At 64.5% G+C, this 15,619-nt stretch carries 9 protein-coding genes; all 9 read right to left on the bottom strand.

From position 1 onward, the window contains the following. Nucleotides 1-67: 67 nt before the first annotated feature. Nucleotides 68-2,968 (bottom strand): peptidase, encoded by a 2,901-nt coding sequence (locus IPL75_08905; protein ID MBK9240378.1) that lies wholly within the window; start codon nt 2,966-2,968, stop codon nt 68-70. Beyond that, nucleotides 2,965-4,842, bottom strand: a complete 1,878-nt coding sequence (locus tag IPL75_08900) for a TRAP transporter fused permease subunit (protein ID MBK9240377.1) — start codon at nt 4,840-4,842, stop codon at nt 2,965-2,967. Before IPL75_08900 ends, IPL75_08905 begins: the two co-directional genes overlap by 4 nt. Nucleotides 4,843-4,845: 3 nt before the next feature. Further along, nucleotides 4,846-5,676 (bottom strand): hypothetical protein, encoded by an 831-nt coding sequence (locus IPL75_08895; GenBank protein MBK9240376.1) that lies wholly within the window; start codon nt 5,674-5,676, stop codon nt 4,846-4,848. 5 nt (nt 5,677-5,681) lie between these two features. Next, the gene (locus IPL75_08890; GenBank protein MBK9240375.1) at nt 5,682-6,680 is read right to left on the bottom strand and encodes a hypothetical protein; all 999 of its coding nucleotides are present in this window, start codon (nt 6,678-6,680) and stop codon (nt 5,682-5,684) included. A gap of 36 nt (nt 6,681-6,716) precedes the next feature. Next, on the bottom strand, nt 6,717-7,673 hold the full coding sequence (locus IPL75_08885) for a TAXI family TRAP transporter solute-binding subunit (GenBank protein ID MBK9240374.1): 957 nt from the start codon (nt 7,671-7,673) through the stop codon (nt 6,717-6,719). A gap of 7 nt (nt 7,674-7,680) precedes the next feature. Beyond that, on the bottom strand, nt 7,681-9,486 hold the full coding sequence (locus tag IPL75_08880) for a UbiD family decarboxylase (protein ID MBK9240373.1): 1,806 nt from the start codon (nt 9,484-9,486) through the stop codon (nt 7,681-7,683). A 199-nt stretch (nt 9,487-9,685) separates the two neighbouring features. Next, complete coding sequence (gene ettA / locus IPL75_08875; protein MBK9240372.1) at nt 9,686-11,359, bottom strand: energy-dependent translational throttle protein EttA; 1,674 nt, start codon at nt 11,357-11,359, stop codon at nt 9,686-9,688. A gap of 15 nt (nt 11,360-11,374) precedes the next feature. Next, a complete protein-coding gene (locus IPL75_08870; GenBank protein ID MBK9240371.1) occupies nt 11,375-13,120 on the bottom strand; it encodes an ABC transporter ATP-binding protein in 1,746 nt (581 codons plus the stop codon). Nucleotides 13,121-13,321: 201 nt separating this feature from the next. Continuing rightward, on the bottom strand, nt 13,322-15,571 hold the full coding sequence (locus IPL75_08865; protein ID MBK9240370.1) for a TonB-dependent receptor: 2,250 nt from the start codon (nt 15,569-15,571) through the stop codon (nt 13,322-13,324). Nucleotides 15,572-15,619: the final 48 nt, after the last annotated feature.

The following is a 15,619-nucleotide window of genomic DNA, read 5'->3' as shown; positions in this document are numbered from 1 at the left end:
AACCGAGCTACGTTCATATCGATCCGGTACGTAGCTCGGGCTGGTTCTCAAGCCCGAGTGTGTTCCTTCAGCGCAGCCCTTCCGTCGCGCTGAGCAGAATCCCGTTGAACAGGAACTTGAACGTGCCGTGCGGCTGAGATCTGAAGGCGATCTCGGGGCCGAACACGTAGAGGTGGCCCTTGCCCACTTCGGCCTCGAACGCCGCGATGCCGTTCTCCAGATAGTGCTGTCCCCACGCCCAGCCGCTGCGCAGCGGTGTCGGCGTGTTGTACCACGCGATGGTCTTGATGCCGCGTGAGGTGGCAGCCGGTCCAAGACGGAACGTCGGACTGTTGTCGAAGAACACGTCGATCTCCGGCCCGGTGCCGTGACCCAGAATCGAGTTGGGCTCCACGGCCGCGCGCAACACCGACCCAGGCACGTAGAACTTCGTTCCCGGCAGCGGGCCGAGGCGGCCGTCTTCGCCACGCTCGGTGAGGTGGCTCTCGATCGGCAGGTCAAAGTGCGCGGCAATGCTGGACGATGCGCCGCCGATGGTCAGCACGGTGCCGCCCGCACGCACGAACTCCTTGATCTTGTTCATCGTCTCGGCAGTCACGCTGCCCTGCCGGTTGCGGAACTCCTCGGGGATTTCAGGACCCGCGCCACCGCCACGACCGCCACCACCACCCCCGCCGCCGCGGCCGCCACCCGCACCGCCACCCACAGCAGGAATGCCGCCATCGTTGAAGATGAGGATGTCGAACTTGTCGATCAGGTTGCCGGCATCAAGCATCGGCGGGTACACCACGGTGTACGGGAACTCGAAGTTCTCAAAGACGAGCCGCGTCCACCCAGAAGGCATCTGCCCGCCGTACTGATCGAACAGGCCGATGCGCGGCGCGCGCAGTACGGTCATGCGACCGGTGGGCGCCGACGTGGCGGCCTGGAACGTCAGTCCCAGATCCACCGCGAGCTTTTCGAGGGTCGCACGCGTCGTGGCCTTGGCCGTGACGTAGAACGTGCCGGCGCCCATGGGGCCATCCGCCAGCCACGACACCGTTTCGCCGGCCTTCGTCAGGCGGTTGACGGCGATGTAGCTGTCGTTGGCCTTGTGCGTGAAGTAATAACCCGCGGCCTGGCCGGCGCCCGTCGTGCCGCCAATGACCCGGCCTGCCGGTGTGACGGCCATGCCGACAACCTTCACAAACGGACCATCAAAGCCGTCGAGGATACGGTCGAACTGCACACCCATCTGCATCGCGAGCGTGTAGCCGGCGCTGTCGTACGGACGGCTCGGCGGGCCACCGGGATACGGGAAGTCATCCGGGTGATCCTGCGGCTCAAACATGTCCATCACATGCGGCCGGAACGCCTGCGCCGTCTTGACGACGTAGGAGTTGGCCGGGTACTGCTTGCCGTTGACCGTGAAGGCCGCGGTCGCGCGATGCACCGTGACGCCCGTCTTGATCAGGGTGTTCATGAAACGCGTCGCCGTGCCGAAGTCCGGCTGGTCCGCGCTCATGATGAACCCGCGCGGATCGCGCATCTCGGGAGAGTGCAACTCTGTCCAGTAGGGATTGGGCGCGCCCGCACCCGCACCGGCACCACGACCGCCGCCCGCAGCCGGAGCCGCGCCAGCCGGAGCCACCGCGGCACCACCGCGTCCACCACGGCCGCCGCCCGCTCCACCGGCCGCCGCCATCTTCGCCTGAATCGCCGCCACGCGCCGCGGCGTCATCGTCCACGAGTCTTCGCTCGACCGCTTAATGTTGTCGCGGCCCATCTGGTAGATGTTGAAGAGGAACGTCTCGCGATACCGCGATGCCAGATCGAGAATGGCGTAGTTCGCCGTCAACGAGTAGTCGATCGACTGGCGGAAGTGCCATTGCTGCGGCGCAATCGGCGACCAGAGGCTCGAGTTGGGCAGCAACTTGCTCGCCGTGAACGGAATCTGCGTCGGCGTCGGATTGCCAATGGTCTCGGTCAGGATGCCGATCATGTTGTGGAAGTACGCGGTCGTACGCAGGCCGCCGTTCCACCACGTCGAGTACGCCGCGCCCGCGCGAGACGTCACGCCAGGCTTGTTCTCGGCCAGGAAACGCGTCGCCATCGCCGAGCCCACCAGGTCAATCCCTGCAGGAATCAGAGGGTGGAAGTTGTAGTTGAACGGATCGCGGAAGGGCGGCGCAAACATCACCGTGCCGGCGGGGCCGGTCTGGTGGTGGTTGTACATGATTTGCGGGAACCACTCCTTGTACATCACGCGATTCATGTTGGTGGATTCGTCGAGCGCCGACATGTAGAAGTCGCGGTTGTTATCGTGACCGGCGTACTTCTGGTACAGCACCGGAATGCCGCCCGTGGAGCGCTGCTCCGGGACGGGATTCCGCATGTACCAGTTGGACACCAGTTCCATCCCGTCCGGATTCGCGTGCACGGCCAGGATGATCACGTCGTTGAGAATTCGCATCGTCTCTTCGTCGGTGCGGCTCACCAACTGGTAGACCGTTTCCATCAACTGCTGTGCGCCCAGGACTTCGGTGGCGTGCAAGCCGCCGTCGATCCAGACCACGGCTTTGCCTTCTTTCGCCAGCGCGCGCGCCTGCTCGTCGGTCAGGCCCTCAGCGGTGGCCAGCCGGGCTGAGATCTCGCGGAACCGATCGAGGCGGCGATGATTTTCGGGCGACGTGATGATGGTCATCAGGTGCGGCCGCCCTTCAGCGGTCTTGCCGATCTCCACCACCTTCAGGCGCGGCGATTCCTTCTCGAGCTTGCGCCAGTACGCCATCAACTGGGTGTAGTTGGCGAGGTAGTAGTCGTCGCCAATGTTATTGCCCAGTTCCGCCTTCGGCGAAGTGACCGCGGCGAGCGTCTGGGGAGCGGTTCGCGGGGCTGGGGACTGTCGAGTTTGTGCGGCCAGCGTGGAGCCGGCCGCGACCGCCACGATTACCGTGGCCAGAATCCAATGTTGTTTGAGAGTTTTCATGTGTGCGTCCTCCGGGACGGGCTAAAGATAACACGGCGTCCCACCACGACCGCGGCTACCAGAGCGGTGCCGGTCATGTCGGCCCACGGTGCAGGATGCACCAGAAACAGGCCGCCAATCCCCAGCGCGACGCGAGATCCAGGCGATGCCAGCAGGCCCTGGGAGCCCGTCATCGCGAACGCCAGCGCCGCGACACCCACGAGCGCGGTGATCGATCCCACCACTACGTCGCCCCAGGGCCCCTGCATCAACATCCCCATGCCTCGCGGCTCAAGCGTGAACGCAATGGGCACCAGGAATGCGGGCAACGAGTACTTCCACGTCAGCATCATCGTGCGGAACGGCTGACCGCCAGTCAGCGCCGCGGCGGCAAACGGCGCCAGCGCGGTGGGCGGACTGACCTCCGACAACACCGCGTAATAAAACACGAACATGTGCGCGGCGATCGGTGCGACGCCCACGGTGGTCAGCGCCGGAACCACCATCACGGCCGCAATGATGTACGACGCGGTCACCGGCACGGCAAGACCCAGAATCCACACCGCGAGCGCCCCGAACAACACGGTCAGCGGCAGCGATCCACCCGCCAGCGCCACGATGAGGCCCGCCGCCTTGAGGCCGAACCCCGTCAGTGTGACGACGCCGACGATGGCGCCGGCAATGGCGGTGGTGGAAAGCACCGACAAGGTGTCCTTGCCGCCTTCCGAAAGCGCCGATGCCAGACGCCTGGGCCCAAGCGGTGTGCGCGTCACCACGCTGATGCCGACCGCCGCCAGGGTGGCCCAAAACACCGCGCGGAACGGCGTGAAGCTCAACGCCATCAGCACGGCCACGAGGAAGAGTGAGGTGAAGTGCCAGTACGAATGCAGTGGCAATCGAGCGCGTGGTACGCCAGTCGCGACACCAGTCGCAGGCAGCGCGATGCGCTGCGCGTCGCCATCGATCATCAGCACGATCGACGCGTAGTAGAGCACGGTGGGAATGGTGGCCATCACCAGTACCTGGAGGTACGAGACTCGCAGGTACTCGGCGATGAGAAATGCCGCGGCGCCCAGCGTGGGCGGCGAGAGCAACGCGCCGATGCCCGATGCGGCAAGCATCGCGCCCGCCGTATTCGCTTCAAATCCTGCACGGCGCAACAGTGGCCATGCCATGGACCCGAGCGTCACGGTGGTGGCGACACCGGAACCCGACACCGTGCCCAGCAGAAAACCCGCGAGCGAGACGGACCGGCCCGTCGCCGCAGGCGATTGCGCACCACCAGAGAGGGACAACGCCCAATCCAGAAAAAACGTGCCGGCGCCAGACGCTTCGAGTACGGCGCCGTAAATGCTGAACAGCGTGATGTACGTCACCGCCACATCGAGCGGCACGCCGTAGATGCCCTCAAGTGTCATGTAGAGGTTGCCCACCAGCCGCGGCAGGTCGTATCCACGATGGGCGATGTCCGCCAGGCCGATGGACGCAAGCGCTGGACCGAACACGGCGTACGCCAAAAAACCCACGGTGACGATCGGCAGCGCCCAGCCCGTGGTGCGACGCACGGCCTCGGTGATGACGAGCAACGCGGCCATGCCGGCCACCACGTCGCCACCGGTCGGATTGGCCGCGCGGTACCAGAACGCCTCACCCTGCGCGAGTGGCCACCCCAACCCGAACATCGTCACCACCACCCACACCAGGTCGAGCGCCGGCCCCCATCGCCCCGCCGATGGCTTCAGGCGAAGCGTGGCCCAGACGCCGACAAGCAACATCAGTGGCCGATAGGTCTGAGGTGGAATGACGAAGAGCACCCACGCCAGCGACAGCGCGGAAAGCAGGAACGCGAGGACGGATGCGGAGGAAACGCCGCGCAGACGGTTGTCCAGAGACACGAGCTAAAAAACGACTCGCAGCGCGAGACCGAGGCCGTTCTGGTAGTACGACACCGCGCGCGGGCTGCTGGCATGGCTGCCCGACAATCCAAATTCCATCCGCCGGGAACCGGCGGAACCGAAGACAGGCCGCGTCAGGTCCCAGTGAGCAGCCACGTGCGCAAACGGCACCTCACCGCCCGGTGAGTGGCCGGCGCCGATGACACGCACGCGCGCCTCTGCGGAAAATCCCCACCCGAGCGATCGCTCTGCGAAAATGCCCAGGACGCCGACCGGCGCTCCCGACTCCAGAATCGGATCGGGTGACGAGTTCAACAAATCGCTGCCGGCGCGCGCCGACACCAGTCGCCATACCTGCATGCGGCCCACGCCGGCTTCGATGCCGCGAATCAGGCCCCAGACTCGCTTCTCATGCCACTGGACGGCGCCGGTGAGCAGCGACACTTGCTGCCGGTCGTGCCCGTCAAGCTGCCACCCCGTGCCGACAAACAGGCGCCGATTGGCACGCACCTGGGTGTGCTCCAGGTCCATGGACAATTGCCAGGTGGCGCGATCGAACACGCGGAGCCCAAGCGCGCCGTGGACCATGCCGAGCCCGCCCCGTTCCGCAGGCTGAAAATGAACGGCCGCGCGGTAAGTGCCAGTGCGAGCGAGCCCCACGCCCACGCCCGTGTGTTGTGGGTCGGTGGACGTGACCGGCTTCAGGGCGCGCACCGACAGATGCCAAAGGGGCGCCCGATCACCAACGGCCTGCGGCGGGTCGTCGGCGAAGGCGGCAGGAACGCCAACCGCCAACACCAGCATCACCGACGCGCTGGCGGTTCTCCAGGTCATCTCCATCACTGAAACACCGTCACGCCGTTGTTGACGAGCCACGCGAGCGAGCCCACCTGATCCTCCGGCAGATTGACGGCGCTGCTGCCGACGCCTTGTCGATCCGCCGACCAGTCCTGAAACACCACGCTGTGCGGCGTGCCAACGGCGCCGCTCACTTCATAGGCCAGCGCCATCGCCGACGCCACGGCGCCTGCATCCGTCTTGCCGTCGTACCCGGTCACGATCAACTCAAAGTCGATCCCACGGCTGTCGAGGAAGGCCCGCAAGCGCTTCAAATCGTGAGGGGCGTTGGCATCGACATTTCTCCGGTGGCGCAGGTCGAAGTCCAGCCGGAAAAACGGCAGTCGTACACCAACGTTCTCAAGCCCCTCGATGAACAGGGTGATGTCGTCTACCGAGAAGTACGGATAAGGCTCGATGAGTCCAACCCGAATCAACGGGTACATCGAGTGCACGCGGTCGATAAACGCCTTGACCTCAACCACGGTCTGATCGACCGAGAAGTCACAACGCGCGGAGGTTCCGCCTTCCCGGACCGGCAACGCCGCTGTGAACGGCTCGTCCATGGCGATGAACGTCACGTGACTGCCCGAGTTGTAGACCACGCGCATGTCGTTGTTGACGACATTGCCCAATTCGCGTCCGTCGCAGGTGTGTTCCTTGACAGCGCCGGCCTCCACACCAATCTGGATGCCCTGACGCGACAACCAGGCAAAGGCGCCTTCGGGCCGCGCATCCACCAGCCGCGCACCGTTGTTGGGTCCACACGTCGGGCAGAATCCCCTCAGAATCTGCTGGTAAAACTGGAAACCTCGCAGGCGGCCCCTGGCCTGGGCCCACTCTGCGGCCCCGCTCTCAGTAAACATCGCGGCCAAGTCCGACGACGCGCTGGCGGGAGCCATGATCGCGAAGCGATTGGGCGAAGCTTCGCTCGGGCTCGTCGGCCGGCCACACGCCGCCGTCGTCAGAAGAACAGCCGTCAGGAGCGCTCCGGACCTCATGGACCCCAGAGTCTAGGTCACGAGGCGGTCAATCGTCTAGCGCCAGCCCCGGGCCTGGTAATACCTGAGTGCACCCTCATGAAGGGGCACGGGCGCGGTGTCAGGCCCCGTGGCACGCTCCAGGTGCCGTGCCTCGGGATGCGCGGCGGTCAGGTCGGCCTTGGCATCGAACAAGGCGGCGGTGATGGCCTCCACCAGATCCGGCGACAGCCGGCTCGACGCCACCAGCACATTGCTGACGCCGATCACGGACACGGAATCGGCATTGCCGCGGTACGTGGCGCCAGGAAGAGAGACGGCGCGATACAGTTCCTTGCCGTAACGCGCCTGGAGAGCCGGCAACAGATCATCCTGCGGCACAAGTGCGATCGTCAGCCCAGCAGACGCCGCCAGGTCCTGAATGGCCGACGTCGGCAGTCCGCCGCTCCAGAAGAACGCGTCGACCTTGCCGTCCTTGAGCGCACCGGCTGATTCACTGGCGCCCAAGGCGTGGCGCGTAATCCCCTGGCGCGGATCGATGCCGGCCGCCTGCAGCAACCTGTCCGCGATGAGTTCAGTGCCGCTCCCGGGCGCACCGGTGGACACCACGCGCCCCTTCAGATCTGCCACGCGCGCAATGCCGCTGCCTTGCCGAGTCACCAGATGTGTGTAGTTGGTGTAGAGCACCGCGACGGTTCGCGCGTCAACGGGCCCGGTTGCCGCAAATGGTCCCGTACCCTTCGCGGCTTCATGCAGCGTATCGGCCAGCGTAAAAGCCAGGTCGGCGCGGCCCTGTTGCATCAGTTTGAGGTTGTCCACTGACGCCCCCGTCACCTCTGCAGTGACCTGCGTGTTCGGGAGTTTCGACGTGAGCACACGAGCCAGCGCGCCGCCATACGGGTAATACACGCCGCCGGTGCCGCCTGTCGCGATGGAGAGGAACTGCACCTGCGGTCCCGATTGTTCACAGGCTGCTGCCAGTGCGATCAGGCCCGACGCGGCCACAAGGCGCATCCCCCGGCTAATCAAGGTGGCCCTTCTCTGCATCGCCCATCCGGACGTCGCGGTGCGGGAAGTACTCGCGCCACCGCCTGGTCACGGTCGCCGCCACTTCCGGCCGGCATGTCACCTCTTTCGGGTACCAGGGCTTCATTCGCGCGTCGATGAGCACCGGCCCCTGATACGCGATGTGGTTTCGCACCACTCGCGTCGCCGACGCGTGAATATCGGCAGCTGGCTCGAATCGCGTGAACGTCGTCCACAGGAAATTCATGTCACTGCGCGTCGCACGATCCGCGTCGTCTGTCAGCACCACGAGCGGCCATCCCGCGAATGCGGGGTCTGCCGCCAACCGGGCTGCGGCCCTGGCGTCGGCGGCAAACGTCGGCCCGCTCACCACAAGGCAGCCGGCGCAGAAGACGCGCACGTCGCGCACGTCTGAGGACGGCGGCACGGGCGGCCGGAATTCGCGCGGCAGGTCGCGTACCGGGTCGCCGAGTCCCAGCCACACGCCCTTGGACCCTTCGTTGACCGACGGACCGCTGTAGTCGAGCGTGTCCATGGACAAGTTCGAAAAGACGTACAGGTCCGTCTCGGGATTCGTGCGCGCAAGCACGTGTGCAAGCGTCGCGCGGAAGTCGCGCAGGTTCACGGCCTGGTCAGTGACCAGCAGGAACTTCTGCAGCGACAACTGGCCCTCGCCGAGGATACGGAAGGCGCTGGCCATCGCTTCGCGCCGGTAGCGTTGCTTCACAACCGCGGCAGCGAGTGAGTGGTAACCCGTCTCCCCGTACGACCACAACTCGGTGACGGCCGGCATCACGAGCGGAAACAGCGGCGACAACAGATCCTGCAACAGGTCGCCGATGAAGAAGTCTTCCTGCCGCGGCTTTCCCACCACCGTTGCCGGATAGATCGCGTCGCGCCGATGGGCAACCTGGGAGACCTGGAACACGGGATAGTCGTGTTCGAGTGAGTAGTAGCCGTAGTGATCGCCGAACGGCCCTTCGGGCTTGCGGACGCCCGGCGCGACCGAGCCCATCAGCGCAAATTCCGCACGCGCGACAAGCGGATGCGGATGGCCGTTGGGCCCCGGCACCTGCGCGATCTTCTCACCGGCGATCAGTGAGGCGAGCAACATCTCGGGTACGTTCTCGGGCAGCGGCGCAATCGCCGCCAGCATCAACGCCGGCGGACCGCCCAGAAAGACGGTGGCCGGCAGTGACTGCTGTTTCGCCTCGGCAATGGCGTAGTGAAAACCGCCGCCCTTGCCGATTTGCCAGTGCATGCCGGTGGACGTGCGGTCGTGCACGTGCAAGCGATACATCCCGAGGTTCGGCCCGCCTTTGTCCGGGTGAGTGGTGTAGACCAGCGGCAGCGTCACGAACGGGCCACCGTCTTCGGGCCAACACGTGAGCGCCGGGAGTTGATCGAGGCGAACGTCGTTCGTCACCACCTCGGTGACTGGCCCGTGTGATCGCCGCTTCATCCCGACGCGAAGGGCCTGCATGGCCACGTCGCGCGCGTCCCACAGTTTTCCGGGCGTGGGCGGCAGCATCGTCTCGGCCAGGTGCACGAGACGCTTGATGAAGTGGAGGGGCCTGGGCCCGAAGGCCATCTCGGCGCGGCGCGGGGTGCCGAAGAGATTGGTGACCAGCGGAAACGCCGCGCCCTTGACGCGGGGGAACAACAACGCCGGCCCGCCGGCGGCGATCACGCGCCGATGAATCTCGGCGGCTTCCTCCACGGGGTCCACCTGCGCATCGATTTCGACAAGATCGTTGTCGCGGCGCAGCTGATCGAGGAATGCACGCAGGTCAGTAAACATGTCTACGCAGGATCACAGGGAGACGCAGAGATAGGGAGGGCAAGATTTTCCAAGAAAAAGAACTCGGCGTCTCGGCGCCTCCTGTGATCCGTCGTGATCATGATCGACGCAGGATCACAGGGAGACGTTGAGGTATGGAGGGCAAGGTCTTCCAAGAAAAAGAACTCGGCGTCTCGGCGCCTCCTGTGATCCGTCGTGATCATCGTGTCAGCTTGCGGTATTTGATGCGGTGGGGCTGGTCGGCGTCCACACCGAGGCGGCGTTTCTTGTCGTCCTCGTATTCCTGGTAGTTGCCCTCGAACCACTCCACGTGGCTGTCGCCTTCGAATGCGAGCATGTGGGTGGCGATGCGGTCCAGGAACCAGCGGTCGTGCGAGATGACCACCACGCAGCCGGCGAATTCATCCAGCGCCAGTTCGAGCGCGCGCAAGGTGTCAACGTCGAGGTCGTTCGTCGGTTCGTCCAGGAGCAGCAGGTTGCAGCCGCGTTTCAGCAGTTTGGCCAGGTGCAGGCGATTGCGTTCGCCGCCTGAGAGCGTGCCCACTTTTCGTTGCTGATCTTTGCCGCGAAAATTGAACCACGAACAATAGGCGCGCGCGTTGACGGTGCGTTTCCCCAGGGCGACTTCATCGTTGCCTTCGGAAATTTCGTCATACACGGTTTTGTCGGCCACAAGCGCATCGCGCGACTGGTCTACGTAACCGATCTGGACGGTCTCCCCGATGCGCAGAACGCCGGCATCGGGTTTCTCCTGCCCCACCAGCATGCGGAACAGCGTGGTTTTGCCGGCGCCATTGGGCCCGATCACGCCCACAATGCCGCCACGCGGCAACGTGAAGTTCATGCCCTCGATGAGCAGCAGGTCGCCGTAGGCCTTCTTCAGATCGCGCGCTTCCACCACCACGTCACCCAGACGGGGGCCGGGCGGGATGTAGATTTCCACGCGCTCGAGTTTGTCGGTCGTGTCCTCGCCCAGCAGCTGTTCATACGCGTTCAGGCGCGCCTTGCCTTTGGCGTGGCGAGCCTTGGGCGACATGCGAATCCATTCGAGTTCGCGCTGCAGGGTGCGCTGCCGCTTGGACTCCTGTTTTTCCTCAAGCGCCAATCGCGCCTGCTTCTGCTCCAGCCAGCCCGAGTAGTTGCCCTCCCACGGATAGGCCTTGCCACGGTCGAGTTCCAGGATCCAGCCCGCCACGTTGTCGAGGAAGTACCGGTCATGGGTGATTGCCACGACGGTGCCGGGATAGGCGTGCAGGAAATGTTCGAGCCAGGCGACTGATTCGGCGTCCAGGTGGTTCGTCGGCTCGTCGAGCAGCAGCAGGTCCGGCGACTGCAGCAACAGCCGGCACAACGCCACCCGACGGCGTTCGCCACCCGAGAGTTTGCTGACGTCGGCGTCGGGCGGCGGCAGGCGCAAGGCGTCCATGGCCTGCTCCACGCGCGCGTCCAGATCCCAGGCATTGGCGGCTTCGATGGCGTCCTGCACGCGCGCCTGCTCCGCCAGGGTCTTGTCCATCTCTTCGTCGGACATCTCCTGCGCGAATTTTTCGTTGATCTCGTCGAAGCGTGTCAGCAACGCTCGCGTGGACGCCACGCCCTCTTCCACGTTGCCGAGCACCGTCTTGGTTTCATCGAGCTGCGGCTCCTGCTGCAGGAACCCGACGGTGGTGCCCTCGGCACGAAACGCTTCGCCGAGATAGTGCGGGTCCATGCCCGCCATGATCTTGAGCAGCGTGGACTTGCCGGTGCCGTTGCTGCCGATGACGCCGATCTTCGCGCCGGGCAGGAAGGAGAGCCAGATGTCTTTGAACACGACCTGGTCAGGTGGGTACACCTTGCCCAGGCCCTTCATGGTGTAGATGAATTGGGCCATAACGCGACGCGTGCTCTATTCTGCCCGGAAGCCCCGGGATGCGGGCGGTTTTTCCACCGGCGCCTTGGGTGGCTCTGGTGTGAAGTCTTCGCCAGGATTGATGAAACGATCGGCTTCGAAATGGTACTGCTTGTCGTACAACTGGCGATAGCGGCCCTGGCGCGCCAGCAACTCAGTGTGTGTGCCGCGCTCCACAATCTCGCCGTGTTCGAGCACCAGAATCTGATCGGCCGACTGGATGGTGGACAGCCGATGTGCAATGACGAAGGTTGTACGGCCGCGACGCAATGACCTTAGGCCGTCTTGAATCATGGCCTCGCTCTCGCTGTCGAGGCTCGAGGTGGCCTCATCGAGCAGCAGGATGCGCGGGTCCGCGAGGATTGCGCGCGCAATCGCCACGCGCTGCCGCTGCCCTCCTGAGAGCCGCACGCCGCGCTCACCCACCACCGTCTGGTACTTCTTCTCGAAACCCTCGATGAATTCGTCGGCATGCGCCACCTGGCTCGCCCGGCGGATATCGTCGTCTGTCGCATCAGGCCGGCCGTAGGCAATGTTGTCGGCCACCGGACCATCGAACAGGAAATTATCCTGCAGCACCACACCCAGGTGATGGCGGTATTCGCCCAGACGCAGGCCATTCAGGTCGCGCCCATCCACCATCACGCGCCCTCTGGTCGGCCGGTTAAACGCCATCACGAGACTCAACAAGGTGCTTTTGCCCGAGCCCGACGATCCGACGAGCGCGGTGGTGCTGCCGGCGGGCGCCGTGAACGAAATGGCCTTCAACACGGGCACGCCCGGCTGGTACTCGAACGAGACATCGTCAAACGTGACCTCGCCGCGCAATTCGGAGACGCCGGCGTTGGAGGCGTCGGCCGCGTCTTCACGCGGTGTATCGAGCAGTTCCCTAATCCGATCGAGTCCCGCGAAGGCCTCAGTAATCTGCGTACCAATCGACGCGATCTGCACGATCGGGGCGGCCATCAAGCCTGTGAAGAAGATATAGGCGATCAGGTCGCCAACCGTCATCGTGCCGGCCACAATGGCGTCGCCCCCGATGGTGATGATGATCACGCCCATGGCGCCGATCACGACACTGGAAAAGGCGGTGGTGGCCGACACGCCGGTCATCGACTGGGCGACATTCTTGAATAACCGGTGCACGCCTTTGGTGAAGACCAAATCTTCGCGCCGCTCCGCCGTGTAGGTCTTGACCACACGAATGCCACCCAGCGCCTCGTTCAACCGTCCCGTCACGTCGGCTTGAATCTTGCCCCTCTCGCGAAACAAGGGCCTGAGCCGCTTGAAGGCATAGGCAAGCGCGCCGCCGAACGCCGCAAGCACCGTGAGCGTTACGGCCGTCAGCAACCAGTTGACCCAGAACAGATAGCCAAGCGCCAGCACGGCGGTCACCATGCTGCCCGCCAGTTGTGCGAGTCCTGTGCCGACGAGGTTACGGATGCCTTCCGCGTCGTTCATCACGCGCGAGATGAGCTGCCCGGTCTGGTTTTTGTCGAAGTAACTGACGGGCAGGCGCATCACGTGTTCTTCGACGCGCCGACGCATGTCGGTGATGGCGCGCTGGGCGGCCACGCCGAGCACCTGCGACAGGGCAAACGACGTGATGGCCTGAACAACCGTGGCGCCACCCACAATCCACGCGAACGTCGTCAGCCTGTCGACGCGCCCCAGTATCAGGTCATCAATCAGGTGTTTCGAAAGGTAGGGCAAGACCATGCCCGCCACCCGGCTGACGAGCATGAGGGCCAGTCCCAGCAGCAGGCGGCGTCGGCGCGCCCAGATGAGGTCGCGCGCTTCAGACCAGGCGGCGGACCAGCGGATCTTTTTCTTTGGAGTCGACAATCAGATCAATTATCGCCGAAACCGGCCGGCGCCGGGAGTGAAGACCTCTGAGGTCGGTTCGTGTGGTGTCGGGCGAACCGACCTCAGAGGTCCTTTGGGCTACTTCGTCAGGTTGACGCGCAGTTCCGCCATGACCTGGCGGCGTGACACGTCGGCGAACACGTGCTGCATGACCTGGCGATTGGTCAGGTTCACCACTTTGATGGTGGTGGTGTACCTGCCGCCCGACCATTTGGCGCCGAAGCTGCCATTGACGGTGGTCTGCGCCGGGGTCGTGCCTGTGTAGCGCGCGTCAAGCACGTCCTGCCAGAAGGCTTCGCCAGCGTAGGCCAGTGACGCCGAGCCGAACACGCGGGGGCCGGAGTAGTTCATGCCCATGCTGAAGCGGTTGTTCGGGGCGAGATTGAGCTCGCTCAGCGCGAAGTTCGGATCGGGGTCACGCTGGTAGGAGTAGTTGGCGTAAATCGACGTCGTGGGGGTCAGGGCCGCGTCCACGCCCAGTTCCACGCCCTGGTTCTTGACCACGCCCAGATTCAGGTAGGTGAACTGTGTCGGGAACCGCGTGGGTTTGCCGGTGGCGAGCCCCGTGTAGAGCGCCGCCCATGCCGGATTGAGCACCGCGGGCCAGCCGGGGGGCGGCGACAACGGACCGTACTCGCCTGTCTGGGTGAAGAAGATCTCGTCGGTCAGCTTGGTGTAGTAATACGCGGCTGACAGAATCACGCGATTGTCGACGAGCGAGGCCGAGTAGCCGAGCTCGAAGGCATCCATGCGCTCTTCCTTCAGGTCCGGATTGCCGACCGCCTCCGTCGGCACACGGTAGATCGTGGCACCGAACGCCGGGTTGAACAATCCGAGCGGAATCGCATTGGTGACAATGGTATTGAGGTTGTTGTTGATTGCCGAAGGCGCGCGGAACGCCCGGTTGTACGACAGGCGGATGGTCGATTTCGCGGTCGGCTTCAGGAGCAGCGCCGCACGGGGTGACACCACCGGGTTCTCAATCGACGTGAACTTGTCCACACGCCCGCCGAGGACGAGCCGTACTTTCTCGCCCATGAAAATTTCGTCCTGGACGTAGATGCCGCCTTCCTTGCGCTGATCCTCCAGGGTGGCCAGTGACAGCTTGAACTGGTTGTAGCGGAGGTTGCCGCCGTAGGTGATCACGTGTCTGCCGGCGATGGCCTTGGTGTTGCTCAACTCGAGGTCAAAGGTCTTCGTGTTGAAGTCCAGGGTAACCGGGGCGCCGGCCGTATCCACTGCCACCAGGTTCGTCGCGTCGCCGTTGAGGGCGTTCAGGAACGCCTGAATGCGCAGCGCGCCCTTGGAGTAGTTGATCTTGCCGTAGCTGAACGTGGTGCCCGGCTTGATGTCGAATGGGCCGATGCCGCTGTGCATGATGCCGTCGGTGCCGGCATGGCCGCCCGAGAACGACCATCGCTGGCCTTCGGCGCCGTCGTAGTCCATGCGCAGGTCCACTTTCGGCTGTGACGTGCCGGTGTTCTTGTACGTGGGATACGGGGTGCCGGTGGTGTTGCCGCGAATCAGGCCCGTTGGGCGCGTGAAGGCGTCTGACTGGTATGTGCCCACCGAGAGCTTGTACGCCCACTTGTCATTGATGGCCTGCGCGTGGGTGATGTTGCCGTAGATGAGGGAGCCATTGTTCACGCCCCTGTTGGTCACCACACACGGCCCGCCCGCCAGGGGATTGGGGCCGCAATACTCCCTGCCGAAGCTGCCGGCGCCCATGAGGAGGCTCGTGCCCTCCATTTCGCGCGGCGTCTTCGTGATCACGTTAATCACGCCGCTGAGCGCGTTGGCGCCCCAGACGGCCGACGCCGGTCCGCGGATAATTTCGATCTGCTTGATCTCGGCGGTGTTCGAAGGCATGAAGTCCCACATGACGAACCCGAAGAAGTCCTGATACAGCGTGCGTCCATCAAGGATCGCCAGTTGCGACGTCGCCAGGGAACTGGTGGCGGCGCGGCTCGTGATGTTGATGTCACGGGCAGAGAGTTGCGTGATGTTGACGCCGGGCACGGCCCGCAGCAAGTCCGCGTAGTTGTTGGACGGCGCCACTTCCAAGGCCCGTGGGCCGATGACCGACATCGTGGCCGGCGCATCCACAAGCTTCTGCTCCGCCTTGGTGGCGGACACCACGGTCACCGTTTCGACGTAACCCGGCTCGGCCCCTGGCAAGGCGGCTGGCGGGGGCGTCGGCTTCGGCGGTGGCTGCTGGGTCGGGGGGGGCTGTGTGGGCGGAGGCGGAGGCGGAGTCTGGGCGAGCGCCGGGCCTGCAGTGAGGCCGACGATGGCGACGAAGAGTACAGCCGTACGAAACGCGTTCATGGTTTCTCCCTTGGGGGTAGTCCGATTCGGCGACTATCATAAGCCTTT

It is taken from the genome of Acidobacteriota bacterium (genome assembly GCA_016716905.1).
Taxonomy (GTDB): Bacteria; Acidobacteriota; Vicinamibacteria; order Vicinamibacterales; family SCN-69-37; genus SYFT01.
Note: the sequence above shows the minus strand (reverse complement) of the source record. Positions and strands in the feature narration are given on the sequence as shown.

Excerpts from the sequence above, each read along its gene's own strand:
- IPL75_08880 (MBK9240373.1), bottom strand. The coding sequence starts at position 9,486 with ATGTTTACTGACCTGCGTGCATTCCTCGATCAGCTGCGCCGCGACAAC.
- IPL75_08890 (MBK9240375.1), bottom strand. The coding sequence starts at position 6,680 with ATGAGGTCCGGAGCGCTCCTGACGGCTGTTCTTCTGACGACGGCGGCG.
- IPL75_08905 (MBK9240378.1), bottom strand. The coding sequence starts at position 2,968 with ATGAAAACTCTCAAACAACATTGGATTCTGGCCACGGTAATCGTGGCG.
- IPL75_08885 (MBK9240374.1), bottom strand. The coding sequence starts at position 7,673 with ATGCGCCTTGTGGCCGCGTCGGGCCTGATCGCACTGGCAGCAGCCTGT.
- IPL75_08865 (MBK9240370.1), bottom strand. The coding sequence starts at position 15,571 with ATGAACGCGTTTCGTACGGCTGTACTCTTCGTCGCCATCGTCGGCCTC.
- IPL75_08895 (MBK9240376.1), bottom strand. The coding sequence starts at position 5,676 with ATGACCTGGAGAACCGCCAGCGCGTCGGTGATGCTGGTGTTGGCGGTT.
- IPL75_08870 (MBK9240371.1), bottom strand. The coding sequence starts at position 13,120 with ATGCTCGTCAGCCGGGTGGCGGGCATGGTCTTGCCCTACCTTTCGAAA.
- ettA (MBK9240372.1), bottom strand. The coding sequence starts at position 11,359 with ATGGCCCAATTCATCTACACCATGAAGGGCCTGGGCAAGGTGTACCCA.